16 protein-coding genes are annotated in these 19,921 nt (G+C 71.8%); 10 read left to right on the top strand and 6 right to left on the bottom strand.

Features of this window, described 5'->3' with window-relative positions:
• Nucleotides 1–10 precede the first annotated feature (10 nt).
• Together ACFV88_RS22080 and ACFV88_RS22075 are read left to right on the top strand one after the other, a co-directional pair.
• A complete protein-coding gene (locus ACFV88_RS22080; protein ID WP_385493426.1) occupies nt 11–934 on the top strand; it encodes a carbohydrate ABC transporter permease in 924 nt (307 codons plus the stop codon).
• Nucleotides 934–1,848, top strand: coding sequence for a carbohydrate ABC transporter permease (locus ACFV88_RS22075; RefSeq protein WP_385493425.1), 915 nt, complete (start codon nt 934–936; stop codon nt 1,846–1,848). Before ACFV88_RS22080 ends, ACFV88_RS22075 begins: the two co-directional genes overlap by 1 nt.
• 105 nt (nt 1,849–1,953) lie before the next feature.
• Here ACFV88_RS22075 and ACFV88_RS22070 read toward each other — a convergent pair whose 3' ends face one another.
• Complete coding sequence (locus ACFV88_RS22070) at nt 1,954–2,478, bottom strand: response regulator transcription factor (RefSeq protein WP_385493424.1); 525 nt, start codon at nt 2,476–2,478, stop codon at nt 1,954–1,956.
• Between the two features lie 658 nt (nt 2,479–3,136).
• On the opposite strand from ACFV88_RS22070, the gene ACFV88_RS22065 reads away from it, so the two are divergent.
• The 7 genes from ACFV88_RS22065 to ACFV88_RS22035 all read left to right on the top strand — a co-directional run bounded on the left by ACFV88_RS22065 (nt 3,137) and on the right by ACFV88_RS22035 (nt 11,931).
• On the top strand, nt 3,137–4,360 hold the full coding sequence (locus ACFV88_RS22065; RefSeq protein ID WP_385493423.1) for an ROK family protein: 1,224 nt from the start codon (nt 3,137–3,139) through the stop codon (nt 4,358–4,360).
• 139 nt (nt 4,361–4,499) lie between these two features.
• Complete coding sequence (locus ACFV88_RS22060; protein ID WP_385493422.1) at nt 4,500–5,618, top strand: substrate-binding domain-containing protein; 1,119 nt, start codon at nt 4,500–4,502, stop codon at nt 5,616–5,618.
• 4 nt (nt 5,619–5,622) lie between these two features.
• Nucleotides 5,623–6,450: an ATP-binding cassette domain-containing protein gene (locus tag ACFV88_RS22055; RefSeq protein WP_385493421.1), complete on the top strand. Its 828-nt coding sequence runs from the start codon at nt 5,623–5,625 to the stop codon at nt 6,448–6,450.
• Nucleotides 6,447–7,739 (top strand): sugar ABC transporter permease, encoded by a 1,293-nt coding sequence (locus ACFV88_RS22050; protein WP_385493420.1) that lies wholly within the window; start codon nt 6,447–6,449, stop codon nt 7,737–7,739. The genes ACFV88_RS22055 and ACFV88_RS22050 overlap by 4 nt, the downstream gene beginning before the upstream one ends.
• 128 nt (nt 7,740–7,867) lie before the next feature.
• Nucleotides 7,868–9,787: a 1-deoxy-D-xylulose-5-phosphate synthase gene (gene dxs, locus ACFV88_RS22045; protein WP_385493419.1), complete on the top strand. Its 1,920-nt coding sequence runs from the start codon at nt 7,868–7,870 to the stop codon at nt 9,785–9,787.
• 188 nt (nt 9,788–9,975) lie between these two features.
• On the top strand, nt 9,976–11,502 hold the full coding sequence (locus ACFV88_RS22040; RefSeq protein ID WP_385493418.1) for an amino acid permease: 1,527 nt from the start codon (nt 9,976–9,978) through the stop codon (nt 11,500–11,502).
• Between the two features lie 63 nt (nt 11,503–11,565).
• The gene (locus tag ACFV88_RS22035) at nt 11,566–11,931 is read left to right on the top strand and encodes an NTP pyrophosphohydrolase (RefSeq protein ID WP_385493417.1); all 366 of its coding nucleotides are present in this window, start codon (nt 11,566–11,568) and stop codon (nt 11,929–11,931) included.
• A gap of 58 nt (nt 11,932–11,989) precedes the next feature.
• Here the strand turns inward: ACFV88_RS22035 and ACFV88_RS22030 are convergent, their stop codons facing one another.
• From ACFV88_RS22030 to ACFV88_RS22010, 5 genes are all read right to left on the bottom strand, one after another.
• Nucleotides 11,990–14,122, bottom strand: coding sequence for a 3-hydroxyacyl-CoA dehydrogenase NAD-binding domain-containing protein (locus tag ACFV88_RS22030; RefSeq protein ID WP_385493416.1), 2,133 nt, complete (start codon nt 14,120–14,122; stop codon nt 11,990–11,992).
• Nucleotides 14,119–15,339: a thiolase family protein gene (locus ACFV88_RS22025; protein WP_385493414.1), complete on the bottom strand. Its 1,221-nt coding sequence runs from the start codon at nt 15,337–15,339 to the stop codon at nt 14,119–14,121. Before ACFV88_RS22025 ends, ACFV88_RS22030 begins: the two co-directional genes overlap by 4 nt.
• A gap of 200 nt (nt 15,340–15,539) precedes the next feature.
• Nucleotides 15,540–16,841, bottom strand: a complete 1,302-nt coding sequence (locus tag ACFV88_RS22020; protein ID WP_385493413.1) for an HRDC domain-containing protein — start codon at nt 16,839–16,841, stop codon at nt 15,540–15,542.
• Nucleotides 16,842–16,919: 78 nt separating this feature from the next.
• Nucleotides 16,920–17,582, bottom strand: a complete 663-nt coding sequence (locus tag ACFV88_RS22015) for a LuxR C-terminal-related transcriptional regulator (RefSeq protein WP_385493412.1) — start codon at nt 17,580–17,582, stop codon at nt 16,920–16,922.
• Between the two features lie 447 nt (nt 17,583–18,029).
• A complete protein-coding gene (locus ACFV88_RS22010) occupies nt 18,030–18,701 on the bottom strand; it encodes a DUF3000 domain-containing protein (protein ID WP_385493411.1) in 672 nt (223 codons plus the stop codon).
• Between the two features lie 103 nt (nt 18,702–18,804).
• On the opposite strand from ACFV88_RS22010, the gene hemE reads away from it, so the two are divergent.
• Nucleotides 18,805–19,881, top strand: a complete 1,077-nt coding sequence (gene hemE / locus ACFV88_RS22005; RefSeq protein ID WP_385493409.1) for a uroporphyrinogen decarboxylase — start codon at nt 18,805–18,807, stop codon at nt 19,879–19,881.
• Nucleotides 19,882–19,921 lie beyond the last annotated feature (40 nt).

Raw genomic sequence — 19,921 nt, 5'->3', positions numbered from 1 at the left:
GTCGGTAGCAATGCAGCACGGTAAGTACCGGTTCATCGTGGGATTCCTCGTGGTCCCCTTGACGTTGTACGCACTCTTCGTCATTTGGCCATTCATCCAGTCCATCTTCTACTCGTTCACGGACTGGACAGGTCTGAGCCCGGACTTCAAGATGGTCGGCTTCGACAACTACACCAGGATGTTCGACGACGATATCTTCTGGAAATCGTTGCAACACAGCCTGTTGTTCGCGTTGCTGCTGCCGCTGGTGACGCTCAGCCTGGCGCTGTTCTTCGCCTTTATGATCAATGTGGGCGGACGGCGCCGCAAGGGCGGCCCGGTGGTCAGTGGAGTGCGCGGGTCCGCCTTCTACAAGATCGTCTACTTCTTCCCGCAGGTCCTTTCCATCGCGATCGTGGCCCTGTTGTTCCAGTTCGCGTACAACCCCGAGAGCGGCGCGATCAATTCCGTTCTCAAGGGCGTCGGATACGAGGACCTCCCGGTGTGGCTGGGCGACCCGGACCTCGCACTGTGGTGCGTGATGGCGGTCCTCGTCTGGTCCACGGTCGGATTCTTCGTGGTCCTCTTCTCGGCGGGCATGGCGTCGATCCCGTCGGAGCTGTACGAAGCGGCTCTGCTCGACGGTGCCAGCCGGTTCACGACCTTCTTCCGGATCACGCTGCCCCTGCTGTGGGACACCGTCCAGTCCGGTTGGGTCTACATCGGCATCCTGGCCCTGGGAGCCGAGTCGTTCGCGGTCGTGCAGATCATGACGGTCGGCCCCGGCGGACCCGACTACTCCACCACCGTCATGGTGCTGTACGTGTACCAGAAGGCGTTCCGTGACGGTCAGGCCGCCTACGCAACCACGATCGGTGTCGCTCTGCTCGTCGTGACGTTGGCCTTCGCCGCCATCGTGATGCGGCTGGGCCGGCGCGAGCGGCTGGAGTTCTGATGAAGACCACCGAGACCCCCACCCCCGCCGTTCCCGCACCCCGGGCGACCCCGCCGCGCGCACCGCGCACCGGCGACCGCAAGAAGTCCGAGGGACAGGTCCTCAACGTCTTCTCGCACGGCATCCTGATCGTCTGGGCGATCCTGGTGGTGATGCCGCTCCTGTGGGCGGTCATGACCTCCTTCAAGGACGACAAGTCCATCTTCAGGTCGCCCTGGGCGCTCCCGGACAAGCTGCACTTCGAGAACTGGTCGCGGGCCTGGACCGAGGCCAACATGGCCGACTACTTCCTGAACACCATCCTGGTGGTGGGCGGGTCGCTGATCGGCACCCTGGTCCTCGGGTCGATGACCGCGTACGTGCTGGCCAGGTTCGAGTTCCCGGGCAACCGGTTCCTCTACTACCTGTTCGTCGGGGGCATGAGCTTCCCGGTGATGCTGGCCCTGGTGCCGCTGTTCTACGTCGTGAACAACATGGGGCTGCTGAACACCATCCACGGCCTGATCCTGGTGTACATCGCCTACTCACTGCCGTTCACGGTGTTCTTCCTGACCTCGTTCTTCCGCACCTTGCCGTCCTCAGTGGCGGAGGCGGCGTTCGTGGACGGGGCCTCGCACACCAGGACGTTCTTCCAGGTCATGCTGCCGATGGCCAAGCCGGGTCTGATCAGCGTCGGCATCTTCAACTTCCTGGGGCAGTGGAACCAGTACATGCTGCCGACGGTGCTCAACACCGACCCGGAGGAGCGCGTGCTGACCCAGGGACTGGTGCAACTGGCCGTCAGCCAGGGCTACAAGGGCGACTGGTCCGGTCTCTTCGCCGGCCTGGTGATGGCGATGCTGCCGGTGCTGGCCGCCTACGTGGTCTTCCAGCGCCAGGTGGTCGCCGGACTCACCGCGGGCGCGCTGAAGTAGGAACACCGCGAGCACGCACGGCCGAGGGGCCCGGGGAACTCCCCGGGCCCCTCGGCCGTGTGGTGCGGCACAGCCGCGCGGGCCGTCACCGGCCCGCGCGGACCGTCACGGCACGGCGGAACCCGCCGGTCCGCAGGTCGCCAACTGCGCCTCCCAGGCGAGCCGGGCGGCCAAGGTCCGGTTGGGCGTGCCCAGCCGGTCCAGAATGGTCTGGACGTGGTCCTTGATCGTCGCGGTGCCCACGGCGAGTGCGTCCGCGATCTCGGGGTTGGTCAGACCCTCGCTCATCAGCGTCAGCACCTCCTGCTGGCGAGGCGTCAGCTTCTCGCGGACCTCCTGGAGCGCCCGGTTGCCGTGCTCCCGGGCCCCGCCGCGCAGATAGCCCGTGACGACCGTCCGGGCCAGTTGCGAGGGTAGGGACCAGCCGCCGGCGGCGACGGTCCGGATGGCGTGGGCGAGCGTGGCCGCCCCGCCGTCCCGGTCCGTGATGCCGAGCGCCCCGGCCTCCAACAATCCGTGCAGCGAGATCCGTTCCTGTGCGGGGATCAGCAGCAGGACGGGCGGTGTGCCCATCCGGCGCAGCCGCCCCAGCGCACCGAGCAACTGCTCGTGCCCGCGGACGGTCCCCAAGAGGACGACCTGCGGGCGTGCGTGGCGCAATTGCGCCGCCGCCTCATGCACCTTTCCCGATACAGCGACCTTGATGTCCGTTTCCTTGTTTAAAACGGCTTCGATCCCTGCTCGGTATACTTCGCTGTCGTCAAACAGCCCTATGTCGATCACGGCCCCCCCGGGTCTCATGAGCGCATGTGCCCTACGTAAAAATGTGGTCACGTATACGTCTACACCACTGGCAGGTCATTACCTCCCACCCAATGGGGGGTATCTGTAACACTGCCCCCGCCGATCGGCGGGGGGTGGGGTGGTGTTCCCGGAGGCGGCAGGGGCGCGGACCCGCCGGGTGGCACGGCGGGACGGATGGATTCCCCGTGCGGAGGTACGGGGTCGGGTATCGGCCTCTCCGGGCCCGTGAGGCGTGTTCCGCTGGACAAACGGGCGCGCGCGTGCTCGGCGGGGCGCGTGCCGCGCACATCCCGCGGCATCGGGGCGCCCGGAGCGATCGGAGTGATCGACGGCGAGATCGACGGGCGTCATGGACTTGACCGCGACCGTCGGCTCGACGGACGTTGGTGTTCATCACTTGTACACACCTCGGGTCCCACCGCCGCGACCCGGCACGGGCGGCGCCCCCGCGTCCGCCCACCACGCACGTCAGAGTGGAGGGGCCGTGGAGACTCCGGGGTCGCAGTCGTCGTTGCACCGGGCCAATCTGGAGCGCGTCGTCCGAGCCGTGCGGCGGGCGGGCTCGCTCACCCAGGCCGAGATCGCCCGCACCACGGGACTGTCGGCGGCGACCGTCTCCAACATCGTCCGAGAACTCAGGGACCAGGAGAAAGTCCAGGTCACCCCCACCTCGGCCGGCGGCCGGCGCGCCCGCAGCGTGTCGCTGAACGGCGATGCGGGCATCGTGATCGGCGTCGCCGTCGGCCGCACCCACCTGCGCGTGGCCGTCGGCAACCAGGCCCACCAGGTGCTCGCCGAGGAGGTCGAGTCACTGGGCCCCGGGCGTGAGGTGCCCCCCGGACCCACCACCGACCGCCCCGGTGCCGCCCCGTACGGCCTGGACCGGGCGGCGGAACTGGTCGAACAGCTCATCGAGAAGACCGGTGTGGACCGGACCCGGATCAGCGGCGTCGGCCTGGGCGTCCCCGGGCCGGTCGACGTCGTCACCGGAACCGTCGGACCCACCGTGGGGCTCCCCGGCTGGGCGGACGCCCGGCCCGCCGAGGAGCTGAGCGCCCGGCTCGGCCTCCCCGTCCACCTCGACAACGACGCCAACCTGGGCGCCCTCGGCGAACTCGTCTGGGGCAGCGGCCGGGGCGTGCGGGACCTCGCGTACGTCAAGGTCGCCGACGGGGTGGGCGCCGGACTGGTGATCGGCGGACGCCTCCACCGCGGCCCGGGCGGCACGGCCGGGGAGATCGGCCACCTCACCCTCGACGAGTCCGGCCCGGTCTGCCGCTGCGGCAACCGCGGCTGCCTGGAGACCTTCACCGCCGACCGCCACGTGCTGCCCCTGCTGCGGGCCACCCACGGGGACGGGCTCACGACGGCCGCCGTGGTCCGGCTCGCCCGGGACGGCGACCCCGGGTGCCGCCGGGTGATCGCGGACGTCGGACGCCACATCGGCACCGGCGTCGCCAGCCTGTGCAACCTGCTGAACCCGAGCCGGATCGTGCTCGGCGGCGATCTGGCCGAAGCCGGGGAACTCCTCATCGGGCCGGTGCGCGAAGCCGTCGGGCGGTACGCCGTACCGAGCGCCGCCCGCCAGCTGACCATCCTGCCGGGCGCCCTGGGCGACCGGGCCGAACTGCTCGGGGCGCTCGCCCTCGCCCTCGACGCCATGGGGGACCCCACCCTGACGGACCCGTCCGTTCCGGTGAACCCGTAGCCCCGCCCGGGCCGCGCCACGCGCACGGACCGCACCACGGCCGTCCCCGCCCGGGTTTACTTCTTGACGCCTGCCGGGTGCCGGGCGGCGACCCTCCGCCCGGCTCCACCGACCCGGCGGCGTCAGGGAGGTGTCGCACGTGCCCGCATCCACCCGCCGCACCGCGGTGGCCCTGGGAGCAACGGCCCTGGCCGTCCTGCTCGCCGCCTGCGGCAGCGCGAAACAGGCGGGCGGCGGCCCCGGCGAACGGCAGCGCCCCGCACCGGGCGACACCCTCCGGGTCGGTCTGCTGCTGCCCGAGAACCAGACCGCCCGCTACGAGAAGTTCGACCGCCCCCTGATCGAACGGCACCTCGCCGAACTGACGAACGGCAAGGCGCGGGTGACCTACGCCAACGCCAAGCAGGACGCGGCCGTCCAGACCCAGCAGGTCGACTCGATGATCACCAACCGGGTCGACGTGCTCATCCTCGACGCCGTCGACTCCCGGGCCGTCGCCGGCGCCGTCCGCCGGGCCGAGGAGGCGGGCGTGCCCGTCGTCGCCTACGACCGGTTGGCCGAGGGACCCGTCGACGCCCACACCTCCTTCGACAACGAGGAGGTCGGGCGCGTCCAGGCCCGGGCCCTGCTCACGGCCCTCGGCGACCGGTCCGGGGCCGGGGAGGTCGTGATGGTGAACGGTTCCGCCACCGACCCCAACGCCGCCCTGTTCAAGGCGGGCGCGCACGCGGTCCTGGACGGCCGGGTCCGCGTCGGCCGGGAGTTCGACACCAAGGAGTGGAAGCCGGAGAACGCCAACTCCCACATGGAGAGCGCACTCACCGCCCTCGGCAAGGAACGCGTCATCGGGGTCTACGCCGCCAACGACGGCATGGCCGGTGGCGTCATCCAGGCCCTCAAGACCGCCGGGGTCTCCCCGCTGCCGCCCGTCACCGGTCAGGACGCCGAACTCGCCGCGGTCCAACGCATCGTCGCCGGCGAGCAGTACATGAGCGTCTACAAGCCCTACGGCCCGGGCGCCCGGGCCGCCGCCGCACTCGCGGTCGCCCTGGCCCGCGGCGAACCGGCCACCTCCGTCACCCGGGTCACCGTCGACAGCGCCACCACCGAGGACGTGCCCGCCGTGCTCGTCCCGGTGGTCGCCCTCACCCGGGACAACCTCGCCGAAACGGTCCTGGCGGACGGCGTCCACTCCCGCGCCGAGATCTGCACCCCCCGCTACGCGGCCGCCTGCGACCGGCTCGGCCTGAGGGGCTGACCCGGTGGCGCACCGGACGGCCCGACGGCCCGCACAACCCGCACCGCCCGTGCTGGCGCTGCGCGGGGTCTCCAAGCGCTTCGGCGCGGTGCAGGCGCTCACCGACGTCGAACTGGAGGTCCACCCGGGCGAGGTGCTCGCCCTCGTCGGGGACAACGGCGCCGGGAAGTCCACCCTGGTCAAGACGATCGCCGGAACGCACCTTCCCGACGACGCGGTCGGCGCGGCCGGCGGCGGCATCGAGTGGGACGGCCGACCTGTACGCCTCGACAGCCCCCGCGCGGCCCGGGAACTCGGCATCGCGACCGTCTACCAGGACCTCGCGCTCTGCGACAACCTCGACGTCGTCGGCAACCTGTTCCTCGGCCGCGAACGACGGCGGCACGCGGTACTGGACGAGATCGGGATGGAACGCCGCGCCCGCGAACTGCTGACGTCCCTGGCCGTGCGGGTCCCGAACCTGCGCATCCCCGTCGCCGCGCTGTCCGGCGGACAACGCCAGACGATCGCCATCGCCCGCGCCCTGCTCGGCGCACCCCGACTGGTGGTCCTCGACGAACCGACCGCCGCCCTCGGCGTCGAACAGACCGCCCACGTCCTCGACCTCGTCGAACGACTGCGCGAGCGGGGCCTCGCGGTCGTCCTGGTCAGCCACGACATGGCCGGGGTGCTGGCCGTCGCCGACCGGGTGGCGGTCCTGCGGCTGGGCCGCAACAACGGCGACTTCCCGGTCGCCACCACCACCCAGGAGGAGATCATCGCCGCGATCACGGGCGCCACCGACAACGCCGTCACCCGGCGCGCCGCCCGCGGTGCGGAGCCGGCCCGATGAGCACCGGAAACCTCAGCGGGCCCGCCCCGGACGGCCCCGTCGACCTGGACCGCCCGCCGGCCCCGCCGGCCGCCCCCGCCGACCCCCGGCACCTGGTGCCGCCCCCGGGACGGGGCGAGCGGACCGGTGAGCTGCGGCGACGGCTGGCAGCCGGGGAGACGGGCTTCCTCCCCGTCCTCGTCGCCCTGGTCGTCATCGGGGCGGTCTTCCACTCGCTCAACCCGGCCTTCCTCTCGGCCGAGAACCTCTCCCACGTCCTCATCGACGCCGCGGGCCCCGGGCTGATCGCCGTCGGCGTCGTCTTCGTGCTGATGCTGGGCGAGATCGACCTGTCGGTCGGCTCGGTCAGCGGCCTCGCCGGCGCCGCCTTCGCGGTGCTGAACGTCACCCACGGGATGCCCGAAGGCCCGGCGCTGCTCCTCGCGGTGCTCACCGGCACCACGGCCGGGCTGGTGCACGGCTTCTTCTTCGCCCGCGTGGGCGTGCCCGCGTTCGTCGTCACCATGGCCGGGCTGCTCGCCTGGAACGGCCTGATGCTCCAGCTCCTCGGCGCCAACGGCACGATCAACCTGGACGACTCAGGGCTCCTCGCCCGGCTCACCCGGCACTACTTCACCGACATCTCCGCCGCCTACGGCCTGGCCACGGCGGTCGTGGCGGGGCACCTCCTCGTCACCCTCCGCGCCGCACGCGAGGGCCGGGCCGCGGGGCTGCCGTGGCGGCCGGTGGGCGAGCTGCTGGCCAGGACGGCCCTGCTCGCGGCACTCTGTTACGCCGTCGCCCACGTCCTCAACCAGTACAAGGGCCTACCGCTCGCCCTGGTGATCTTCCTGGGTGTGGTGGTTCTCACGGACTTCGTCCTCAGACGGACGGTTTTCGGCCGACGGGTGACCGCCCTGGGCGGCAACGTCGAGGCGGCCCGACGGGCCGGGACCGACGTCGCCGCGGTGCGGATCGCGGTGTTCGCCGTCGCCGGGACCCTCGCCGCGCTGGGCGGACTCATGATCGCCTCGAAGATCGCCGCGGCGAACCAGGGAGCCGGCTCCGGTGACCTGCTGATGAGCTGCATCGCGGCGGCCGTCATCGGCGGGACCAGCCTGTTCGGCGGGCGCGGGCGGACCTGGTCCGCGCTGCTCGGCGTCCTGGTGATCGTCTCGATCCAGAAGGGCCTCCAGCTGGAATCCCTTGCCGAACCGGTCAAGTACATGATCACCGGAGGGGTGCTCCTCGCGGCGGTCGTCCTCGACTCGGTGTCCCGCCACAAGCGTGCCGTGACCGGACGGGGGTAGGCGAATCGGCCGGGGAACTGTGTTCCCCGGGTGAACGGGGAGGCCCTTCGGTGGCCGCCCGCCGGGGGAACACTAGACTCGACGGACCCGGCGAATAGGTCGAAGAGCTCTAATGCAAGGAGGCACGGGTGCCGCTGCTGACCCGCATCACGGGACCGCGCGATCTGGACCGGCTCAGCCCGGACGAGCTGACCGAGCTGGCCGGAGAGATCCGGACCTTCCTGGTCGGGGCGGTGTCGAAGACCGGCGGCCACCTCGGCCCGAACCTCGGTGTGGTCGAGTTGACGATCGCCCTGCACCGGGTCTTCGAGTCCCCGAAGGACCGCGTCCTGTTCGACACCGGCCACCAGAGCTACGTGCACAAGCTGCTCACCGGCCGCCAGGACTTCTCCCGGCTGAGGGCCAAGGGCGGCCTGTCCGGCTACCCCTCCCGCGCGGAGTCCGAGCACGACGTCATCGAGAACAGCCACGCCTCGACGGTGCTGGGCTGGGCCGACGGCCTCGCCAAGGCCAACCAGGTCCTCGGCAAGGACGACCACGTGGTCGCCGTCATCGGTGACGGCGCCCTCACCGGCGGCATGGCCTGGGAGGCGCTGAACAACATCGCCGCCGCCAAGGACCGCCCGCTGGTCATCGTCGTCAACGACAACGAGCGCTCCTACGCACCCACCATCGGCGGCCTCGCCGACCATCTGGCGACCCTGCGCACCACCGACGGCTACGAGCGCTTCCTCGCCCGCGGCAAGGACCTCCTGGAGCGCACCCCGGTCGTCGGCCGCCCCCTGTACGACACGCTGCACGGCGCCAAGAAGGGCCTCAAGGACTTCATCGCCCCCCAGGGCATGTTCGAGGACCTCGGCCTGAAGTACGTCGGCCCCATCGACGGCCACGACATCGACGCCCTGGAGTCCGCGCTGTCCCGCGCGAAACGGTTCGGCGGGCCCGTGATCGTGCACTGCCTCACCGAGAAGGGCCGCGGCTACCAGCCCGCCGAACAGGACGAGGCGGACCGTTTCCACGGCATCGGCCCCATCCACCCCGACACCGGCCTGCCCATCGCCGAGGGCGGCATGGACTGGACCTCCGTGTTCGGCGAGGAGATGGTCAAGCTCGGCCACGAGCGCCCCGACATCGTCGCGATCACCGCCGCGATGCTCCAGCCGGTCGGCCTGAAGAACTTCGCGGAAACGTTCCCGGACCGCGTCTACGACGTCGGCATCGCCGAACAGCACGGAGCGGTCTCCGCCGCCGGGCTCGCCACCGGCGGTCTGCACCCCGTCTTCGCCGTGTACGCGACCTTCCTCAACCGCGCCTTCGACCAGCTGCTCATGGACGTGGCCCTCCACAAGTGCGGAGTGACCTTCGTCCTCGACCGGGCGGGCGTCACCGGCACCGACGGCGCCTCGCACAACGGCATGTGGGACATGTCGATCCTCCAGTGCGTGCCCGAGGTGCGGATCGCCGCGCCCCGCGACGCCGACCAGGTGCGGCTCCAGCTGCGCGAGGCCGTGGAGGTCGACGACGCCCCGACGGTGGTCCGCTACTCCAAGGGCGCCGTCGGTCCCGCCGTCCGCGCCCTGCGCAAGGTCGGCGGCATGGACGTCCTGCGCGAGCCGGGCACCGACCGCCCCGACGTCCTGCTGGTGTCGGTGGGCGCCCTCGCCCCGATGTGCCTGGAGATCGCGGGCCTCCTCGACCAGCAGGGCATCTCCACCACCGTCGTCGACCCCCGCTGGGTCAAGCCCGTCGACGAGGCCATGGCCCCGCTCGCCGAGCTGCACCAGGTCGTCGTCACCGTGGAGGACAACTCCCGGGCCGGCGGCGTCGGCTCCGCCGTCGCCCAGCACCTGCGCGACTCGGGCGTCGACGTCCCGCTGCGCGACTTCGGCATCCCGCCGCGGTTCCTCGACCACGCCTCCCGCAAGGAGGTCCTGTCGGAGATCGGCCTGACCGCACCGGACATCGCCCGCCAGGTCACCGGCCTGGTGTCCCGGCTCGACGGCCGCCTCGACGCGACCGCGTCCGCCGTGGAGAGCACCCGGGACTGACCCGTACTGCCGCCCACGGGCCGGTGCCGTGCCCCCCCCGGGGCCCGGCACCGGCCCGTCGCCGTTTCCGGGGACGGGGCGCCACCGCACCCGGTGGCTCCCCGTACGGGTGAACACCCGCGCGCCGGGACCGGCGCACCGGCGGGCCTCTCGATCATGTCGGGGACGACACACGCGGAGGTACGCCGGTGAGCAGCACCCTCTTCCGGACCAAGACGGTCGAGCAGTCCATCCAGGACACCGAGGAGCCGGAACACGCGCTCAAGAAGTCTCTGTCCGCGCTGGACCTGACCGTGTTCGGGGTCGGGGTCATCATCGGCACCGGCATCTTCGTCCTGACCGGGAAGATCGCCAAGGAGACCGCGGGCCCTGCGGTGGCGCTGAGCTTCGTCGTCGCCGGCGTGGTCTGCGCCCTGGCCGCCCTCTGTTACGCCGAGTTCGCCTCCACCGTCCCGGTGGCCGGGTCGGCGTACACGTTCTCCTACGCCTCGCTGGGGGAGTTCCCCGCCTGGATCATCGGCTGGGACCTGATCCTGGAGCTGGCACTCGGCTGCGCGGTGGTCGCCGTCGGATGGTCGGGGTACATCCAGTCGCTGCTCGACACGGCGGGCCTGCACTTGCCCCGGGCACTGTCCGGCACCCATGACGGGTCGTTCGACTTCGACCTGCTCGCCTGCCTGCTGGTCCTCGCCCTCACCTGCGTCCTGGTGGTGGGCATGAAACTGTCGTCCCGGGTCACCGGCGTGGTCGTCGGCATCAAGGTCACGGTCGTCCTGCTGGTCATCGTGGTGGGCGCCTTCTTCATCACCGGCTCCAACTACGACCCGTTCATCCCCCCGGCCCAGTCCACCAGCGGCAGCTCCGACATCCACGCACCGCTGATCCAGCTGATGTTCGGCTACACCCCGTCCGACTTCGGAGTGATGGGGATCTTCACCGCCGCCGCCGTGGTGTTCTTCGCGTTCATCGGCTTCGACATCGTCGCCACCGCCGCCGAGGAGACCCGCAACCCCCAGCGGGACGTGCCGCGCGGCATCCTCGGGTCGCTGCTGATCTGCACGGTCCTGTACGTCGCGGTGTCGATCGTCGTCACCGGCATGGAGAAGTACACGAACCTCACCGTCGACGCGCCCCTCGCGGACGCGTTCAAGGCGGTGGGCCACCCCTTCTGGGCGGGCGTGATCAGCTTCGGGGCGGCCATCGGCCTCACCTCGGTCTGCATGATCCTCCTGCTGGGCCAGACCCGCGTCTTCTTCGCGATGAGCCGGGACGGACTGATCCCCCGGACCTTCTCGAAGGTGCACCCCCGCTTCGGCACGCCCTACCGCTCCACGATCCTGCTCGGCGGGGTCGTGGCGATCGTCGCCGGTTTCACCTCCATCAGCGAACTCGCCGAGCTGGTCAACATCGGCACCCTGTTCGCCTTCGTGGTGGTCGCCGCGGGGGTCATCCTGCTCCGCCGCCAGCGTCCCGACCTGCACCGCGCCTTCCGCACCCCCCTGGTGCCCTATCTGCCCGTCCTGTCGATCCTGGCGTCCCTGTGGCTGATGCTGAACCTCCCCGCCGAGACCTGGCTGCGCTTCGGCCTGTGGATGGTGCTCGGCGTGGTCGTCTACTTCCTCTACGGCAAGTCGCACAGCCGCCTGGGCAAGGGCCTCCCGCGCCGCCCCACCCCGCCCACCGCGGACGACGACACCCAGGTCCCGTACCCGTGAGCCGGCCGGGCGATGATGGGGAGCGCAACAGCGGAGCCGCAACGGCGGGGGAGGAGGCCGGGCATGACGACCTTGCTGATCGTCGACGGGGCCAATGTCGTGGGGTCGGTCCCCGACGGCTGGTGGAAGGACCGCCGCGGTGCCGCCGAGCGGCTGCGCGACCGGCTGGCGGTCCGAGCCGCCGAGGGCGTCGCGCACCTCGTCGGGCCCCTCGACATCGTGCTCGTGGTCGAGGGCGCGGCCCGGGGCGTCGCCCCGGTGCCCGGGGTCCGGATCGAGGAGGCGGCGGGCAGCGGGGACGACCTCATCGCGGAACTCGCGGCCGGGGCGGCCCAGGAGTGCGTGGTGGTCACCGCCGACCGGGAACTGCGCGCCCGGGTCACCGCCGCGGGCGCCCGTGCGGTCGGCCCCCGGACCGTCTACCCCTGAGCACGCCTACGGGGCGGGTACGGGGCCGCACGCCCCCTACCCGCCCCGTACGTGCGTCCTACGCGGGAACGCTCGCCACACCGGGCGCCAGGAACCGCTTCCCGTTCACCCGCTCGCTGACGCCCTCACGGTCCAGGTACGGCGTGATGCCGCCCAGGTGGAAGGGCCAGCCGGCCCCGGTGATCAGGCACAGGTCGATGTCCTGGGCCCCGGCGACGACGCCCTCGTCCAGCATCAGCCCGATCTCCTGGGCGACCGCGTCGAGGACCCGGGCCCGCACCTGCTCCTCGTCGAGCACGCTGTCGCCCTGCACCAGGAGCGCCGCGACCTCGGGGTTCACCTCCGGTCGGCCGGAGTCGTGGACGTAGAAACCGCGCTTGCCCGCCTGCACCACGGCCGCCAGGTTGGGGGACACCCGGAAGCGGTCGGGGAACGCCTCGTGCAGCGTCTCGGAGACGTGCAGCCCGATCGCGGGCCCCACCAGCTCCAGCAGCACCAGCGGCGACATCGGCAGGCCCAGCGGCTCCACGCCCCGCTCCGCCACCTCGACGGGCGTGCCCTCGTCGATGACGTTCTGCACCTCGCCCATGAAGCGGGTCAGGATGCGGTTCACCACGAACGCCGGGGCGTCCTTCACCAGCACCGCGGTCTTCTTCAACTGCTTGGCCACCGCGAACGCCGTCGCCAATGCGGCGTCGTCGGTCCGCTCGCCCCGGACGATCTCCAACAGCGGCAGCACCGCCACCGGGTTGAAGAAGTGGAAGCCGACGACCCGCTCCGGGTGCTTCAGCTCGGAGGCCATCTCGCTGACCGACAGCGAGGAGGTGTTCGTCGCCAGGATCGCGTGCGCCGGGACCACCGCCTCCACCTCGGCGAACACCCGCTGCTTGACGCCGATCTCCTCGAACACGGCCTCGATCACGAAGTCCGCGTCGGAGAACCCCTCCGCCTTGTCCAGCACCCCGCTGACCAGCGCCTTCAGCCGGTTCGCCGTGTCCTGGTTCACCCGGCCCTTGAGCAGCAGCTTGTCGATCTCGGCATGGACGTAGCCCACGCCCCGGTCGATGCGCTCCTGGTCGATGTCCGTGAGCACCACCGGCACTTCGAGGCGTCGCACGAACAGCAGCGCGAGCTGCGAGGCCATCAGCCCCGCACCCACCACGCCGACCTTGGTGACCGGTCGGGCGAGGCTCCTGTCCGGGGCGCCCACCGGCCGCTTCCCGCGCTTTTGCACCAGGTGGAACGCGTAGAGGCCGGAGCGCAGCTCCCCACCCATGATCAGGTCGGCGAGCACCCGGTCCTCGGTGTCGAACGCGGCCTGGAGGTCGCCGTCCTTGGCCGCGGCGATGATGTCCAACGCGCGGTACGCGGCCGGGGCCGCCCCGTGCACCTTGGCGTCGGCGAGGGCCCGGCCGCGGGCGACGGCCAGGTCCCACGCCTCGCCCCGGTCCGGCTCGGGCCGCTCGACGGTGACCTCACCGGTCAGCACCCCGGCGGTCCACACCAGGGACTGCTCCAGGAAGTCCGCGCCCTCGAAGAGCGCATCGGCGATGCCCAGCTCGAAGACCTGGGCGCCCTTCAGCTGCCGGTTCTGGTTGAGCGCGTTCTCGATGATCACCGAGACCGCGCGTTCCGCGCCGATCAGCTGCGGGAGCAGCGCACAGCCGCCCCAGCCGGGGACCAGCCCGAGGAACACCTCGGGCAGCGAGAACGCCGGCACCGCCTTCGACACGGTCCGGTAGGTGCAGTGCAGCCCGACCTCGACGCCACCGCCCATCGCCGCGCCGTTGTAGTAGGCGAACGTCGGCACGGCCAGGCCGGCGAGCCGCTTGAAGACGTCGTGGCCGCCCTTGCCGATGGCGAGTGCGTCCTCGTGCCGGGTCAGCACCTCGACGCCCTTGAGGTCGGCGCCGACGGCGAAGATGAAGGGCTTGCCGGTGATGCCCGCGCCCACGATCGCCCCGGCGGTGGCCTCCTGCTCCACCTGGTCGAGCGCGGCGTCCAGGTTGGCCAGGGAACGCGGCCCGAAGGTGGTCGGCTTGGTGTGGTCGAGCCCGTTGTCGAGGGTGATGAGCGCGAACCGCCCGGCCCCCTTCGGCAGGTCCAGATGGCGTACGTGCGCCTGGGTGACGACCTCGTCGGGGAACGCCTCGGCGGCGCCCTTCAGCTGCTCAGCGGTGCTCGTGCTCACTTGGCGCCTCCGTCGAAGTGGGGGTTCTCCCAGATGACCGTCGCGCCCATGCCGAAGCCGACGCACATGGTGGTGATGCCGTAGCGCACCTCGGGCCGCTCCTCGAACTGACGGGCCAGCTGGGTCATCAGCCGCACGCCGGAGGAGGCCAGCGGGTGGCCGAAGGCGATGGCGCCGCCGTACTGGTTGACGCGGGGGTCGTCATCGGCGATCCCGTAGTGGTCGAGGAAGGCGAGCACCTGTACGGCGAACGCCTCGTTGATCTCGAACAGCCCGATGTCGGAGATCGACAGACCGGCCTTGGCGAGCGCCTTGTGGGTCGCGGGCACGGGCCCGTAGCCCATCACCTCGGGCTCGACACCGGCGAAGGCGTACGAGACCAGGCGCATCCGCACCGGCAGCTCGTGCTCCCGGGCGAAGTCCTCGGCGGCGATCAGCGAGGCGGTGGCCCCGTCGTTCAGGCCCGCCGCGTTTCCGGCGGTGACCCGGCCGTGCGGGCGGAACGGCGTCTTCAGACCGGCCAGCGTCTCCAGGGTCGTCCCCGGGCGCATCGGCTCGTCCTCGGTGGCCAGTCCCCAGCCGGTCTCGCCGGCCTCGGGGGTGGTCCGCCGGACCGAGATCGGTACCAGGTCCTGCTGGATCCTGCCGTTGGCGTACGCCTTGGCGGCCTTCTCCTGGGACCGCACCGCGTACGCGTCGGCGCGCTCCTTGGTGAGGTGCGGGAACCGGTCGTGCAGGTTCTCCGCGGTCATCCCCATGAACAGCGCGGACTCGCCCACCAGCTTCTCGCTGACGAACCGGGGGTTGGGGTCGACGCCCTCGCCCATCGGGTGACGGCCCATGTGCTCGACGCCGCCGGCCACCACGACGTCGTAGGCGCCGAAGGCGATGGACCCGGCGGTCGTCGTCACGGCCGTCAGCGCGCCCGCGCACATCCGGTCGATGGAGTAGCCGGGTACGGAGCGGGGCAGCCCGGCGAGGATGCCCGCGGTGCGCCCGAGGGTCAGGCCCTGGTCGCCGATCTGCGTGGTGGCCGCGATCGCCACCTCGTCGATCTTCGCCGGGTCGAGCCCCGGGTTGCGGCGCAACAACTCCCGGATCGACTTCACCACGAGGTCGTCGGCCCGGGTCTCGTGGTAGATGCCCTTCGGGCCCGCCTTGCCGAACGGGGTACGGACGCCGTCGACGAAGACGACGTCCCTGACGGTACGAGGCACGATGGCTCTCCTCCAGACGCGAACTGGCACGACGCGGCCCGCCCAGCCGAAGGCACCGGCGCACCGCGGTACCGCCATGCTACTTGCGAGTAACCAGACTGCCCAGCCCCCGCCCCCGGCTGCGCGTGTCAGCGGGCGGAACGCGTACGGCCCGCCGGGAGTCAGCGGGTGACTCCGAGCGGGCCGCATCCGGTCTCCGGTCAGGCGTCGGCGGGTGCGCGCAGTGCGTCCACCAGCAGGGGGCCGACCTGTTCGATCTGCCAGGGACGGGCACCCAGTGCGGCCAGCGCCGCGTCCACCGACTCGGCGGTCACCACGGTCGGCGGCTCCCAGCACACCCGTCGCACGGTGTCCGGGGCGATCAGGTTCTCCTGCGGCATGGACAGCTGCTCCGCCAGGGCGGACACCGCGGCCCGCGCCGCGGAGAGCCGCGCCGCGGCCACCGGGTCCTTGTCGGCCCAGGCCCGGGGCGGCGGCGGACCGCTCACGGTCTGTCCGGGCTGGGGCAGTTCACCCTCGGACAGGGCCCGGGCCCGGTCGATCGCCTCCTGCCACTGGTCCACCAGCTGCCGTCGACCGGACCGGCCGCCGAAGCCGGGCAGTGCGGCGAGCGCCCGTGCGTTCGTGGGCAGCGTCAGTGCCGCCTCGACGATCGCGGCGTCCCCGAGCACCTTCCCGGGCGAGATGTCCCTGCGCCGGGCGATCCGGTCGCGCGCCTCCCACAGCTCCCGCACCACGGCCATCTGTCGCCGCCGCTTGACCTTGTGCATTCCGGAGGTGCGGCGCCAGGGGTCCTTGCGCGGGGGCGCGGGCGGCGCCGAGGCGATGGCCGCGAACTCCTGCCGGGCCCAGTCGAGCTTGCCCTGTCGGTCGAGTTCCTCCTCCAGCGCGTCCCGGAGGTCGACGAGCAGTTCCACGTCGAGCGCGGCGTACCGCAACCAGGGCTCGGGGAGCGGCCGGGTCGACCAGTCGACGGCCGAATGCCCCTTCTCCAGGACGTACCCCAGCACGTTCTCGACCATCGCCCCGAGGCCGACGCGGGGGAACCCGGCGAGCCGTCCGGCCAACTCGGTGTCGAAGAGCTCGCTGGGCTGCATGCCTATTTCCCGCAGGCAGGGCAGGTCCTGGGTCGCGGCGTGCAACACCCACTCGGTTCCGTCGAGGGCCTGACCGAGCGCGGTGAGGTCGGGGCAGGCGACGGGGTCGATCAGTGCCGTCCCGGCGCCCTGGCGGCGCAGCTGGACGAGGTACGCGCGCTGTCCGTAGCGGTAGCCGGAGGCGCGCTCGGCGTCCACCGCCACCGGGCCGGTGCCCCGGGCGAACGCGGAGATCACGTCGGTCAGGGCGCCCGCGTCGGCGACGACCGGCGGGATGCCCTCGCGCGGCTCCAGCAGCGCGATGGGGTCACGGTCCGCGGTGACGCCGGTGACGCCGTCGTCCGGAGGGGCGCCCCCGGTGGTTCGCAGTGATGTGTCTGCTGCGGTCTCTTGGGCGTCTGTCACCTGTCAAGGGTACTTGCGAAAACACCGCGTCCGCCGACGGAACGTTCCGTCGGCGGACGCGCGAGCGATCGGTATCGGTCAGTGGATGATTCCGGTGCGTAGGGCGACGGCCACCATGCCGGCGCGGTCGCCGGTGCCCAGCTTGCGGGCGATCCGGGCGAGGTGGCTCTTGACGGTCAGGGCCGACAGTCCCATGGAGACCCCGATGGCCTTGTTGGACTGGCCCTCGGCGACCAGTCTCAGGACCTCGACCTCACGGCCGGACAGCTCGCGATAGCCACCCGGGTGGCTCGGAGAGCCCGGAGGGCGGCGGTGCATACGGGCCGCGGCGGCGCCGATGGGGGCGGCGCCGGGCCGGGTCGGAAGGCCGAGATTGGTACGCGTACCGGTAACGACATAACCCTTCACTCCGCCCGCGAGGGCGTTGCGAACGGCGCCGATGTCATCGGCGGCGGAGAGGGCGAGGCCGTTGGGCCAGCCCGCGGCACGGGTTTCGGACAACAGGGTGAGACCGCTGCCGTCGGGAAGGTGGACGTCGGCGACGCAAATGTCACGCGGGTTGCCGACGCGGGGGCGGGCTTCTGCGATGGACGACGCCTCGATGACATCGCGCACCCCGAGCGCCCACAGGTGGCGGGTGACGGTGGAGCGGACCCGAGGGTCCGCCACGACCACCATGGCGGTCGGCTTGTTGGGGCGGTAGGCGACCAGGCTTGCGGGCTGCTCAAGGAGAACGGACACAGGGCCCTCCTGGGGTGGCGGGACGGGGGGCCGGCTCTGGGGATGAAGCCGGGATGAACCGTCGCTTTCAAGGTCACAGACCTCTTCGGCATCAAACCCGGTCGCCTTTAGAGAAAGATCACGAATTCGTGAGAACAATTCGTGCAATTCGGACGATTGAGCGATCGTTGCACGTAGCCCCGTATGTCCCGGAGCCGCGCCGCAGCAGCCCGGAGTCGGCGTGGCCCGGGGAACCGGGCCACAGTCGCCGGAGAGCCGGGCCGTGGAGCTGGGGGGAGTCGGGCCGGAGCGGCCATGGAGCCGCCGGGGAGCCGCCGGGGGTGTCGTCCGTCCGTGGGGGGCGTCGCCGGGGCGCGCCGAGGGCCGTTGCGTCGCGGGAAGGCCGGACGGGGCAGCCAGGGCGGCCGGGGCGGGAAAGGCGGGTGCAGCGGGGGAGGGGCGGGCGTCTCAGGAGGTCTGCGGACCGCGGCGCTGCGGCAGGGTGACCACGGACGCATCGGCCGACGGCGACGGCGGGAGCCCCGCGACCTGGCCCAACAGATCGCACCAGGCCGTCAGGTGCGCGGCCGTGTCCGGCACGCCCCGGTCGCCCTCCTGCGGCGTCCAGGACGCCCGGATCTCGATCTGGGACGTGGCCGGGCGGCGGGCCAGGCCGCCGAAGTAGTGGGAACCCGCCCGGGTCACCGTGCCGCTCGGCTCCCCGTACGTGAGGCCCCGGCCCTCCAGCGCGCCCGTCAGCCAGGACCAGCACACCTCCGGCAGCAACGGGTCGGCGGCCATCTCGGGCTCCAACTCCGCCCGGACCAGCGTCACCAGTCGGAACGTGCCCCGCCAGCCGTCATGGCCCGCCGGATCGTGCAGCAGCACCAGCCGTCCGTCCGCCAGGTCCTCGTCCCCGTCGACCACCGCGGCCTCCCACGCGTACGCGTGCGGGGCGAGCCGTCGGGGCGGTCGGACCGGCTCGATCTCGACACCGGGCCGCAGCCGTGCCGTGCGCACCGCGTCGACCGCCGCACGGAAGGCCGGCGGCCCGGCGTCCGCCGGGTTCCCGCCCGGCACCCCCTCGCCGTTGTCCGTCCCACCAGCGTCGTCCGACAGTCGTTCCTGAGCCGCAGCCATGCCGGGAAGAGTAAGGGGAAGCCGGCGCCGGTGCAGGGAGGGACACCCCTGCGGGCGAGGGCTGTCCGGATCGCGCCCCCACCCGCATGGGAGACTTTCCGACGTGAGTGCCAACGAGAACCCCACGGACCGGTCGACCGCGACACGAGAGGGCGTCCGGGAATCCGCGTTCCTGAAGGCCTGCCGTCGCGAACCCGTGCCGCACACCCCGGTCTGGTTCATGCGCCAGGCGGGCCGCTCCCTCCCGGAGTACCGCAAGGTCCGCGAGGGCATCGCCATGCTCGACTCGTGCATGCGTCCCGACCTGGTCACCGAGATCACCCTCCAGCCGGTCCGCAGGCACCACGTCGACGCGGCGATCTTCTTCAGCGACATCGTCGTCCCGTTGAAGGCCATCGGCGTCGGCCTCGACATCAAGCCCGGCATCGGCCCGGTCATCGAGCAGCCGATCCGCTCCCGCGCCGACCTCGACCGACTGCGCGACCTCACCCCCGAGGACGTCCCGTACGTCACCGAGGCCATCGGGCAGCTCACCGCCGAGCTGGGCGCCACGCCGCTGATCGGGTTCGCGGGCGCGCCCTTCACCCTGGCGAGCTACCTCGTGGAGGGCGGCCCGTCCCGCAACCACGAACACACCAAGGCGCTGATGTACGGCGACCCGCAGCTGTGGGCCGACCTCCTGGACCGGCTCGCCGGCATCACCTCGGCCTTCCTCAAGGTCCAGATCGAGGCGGGCGTCAGCGCCGTCCAGCTCTTCGACTCCTGGGTCGGTGCCCTCGCCCCCGTCGACTACCGGCGGTCCGTGCTCCCGGCGTCCCGCAAGGTCTTCGAGTCCGTCGCCGGCTACGGCGTCCCGCGCATCCACTTCGGCGTCGGCACAGGTGAGCTGCTCGGTGCGCTCGGCGAGGCCGGGGCCGACGTGGTGGGCGTGGACTGGCGGGTGCCGCTGGACGAGGCCGCACGTCGGGTGGGCCCCGGGAAGGCGCTCCAGGGCAACCTCGACCCGGCCGTGCTCTTCGCGGGCACCGAGGCCGTGGTCGCCAAGACCGGCGAGGTGCTGGAGGCGGCCCGCGGTCTGGAGGGCCACATCTTCAACCTGGGGCACGGGGTCCTGCCCGACACCGACCCGGACGCCCTCACCCGGCTCGTGGAGGACGTGCACACCCGCACGGCACGCTGATCGCCGCGGCGGTTCCCCTTTCCGCGGGGAGCCGCCGCCA

Origin of the sequence: Streptomyces sp. NPDC059816 (assembly GCF_042732055.1) — a bacterium.
Classification (GTDB): domain Bacteria; phylum Actinomycetota; class Actinomycetes; order Streptomycetales; family Streptomycetaceae; genus Streptomyces.
This window is presented reverse-complemented; position numbering and strand designations above follow the sequence as displayed.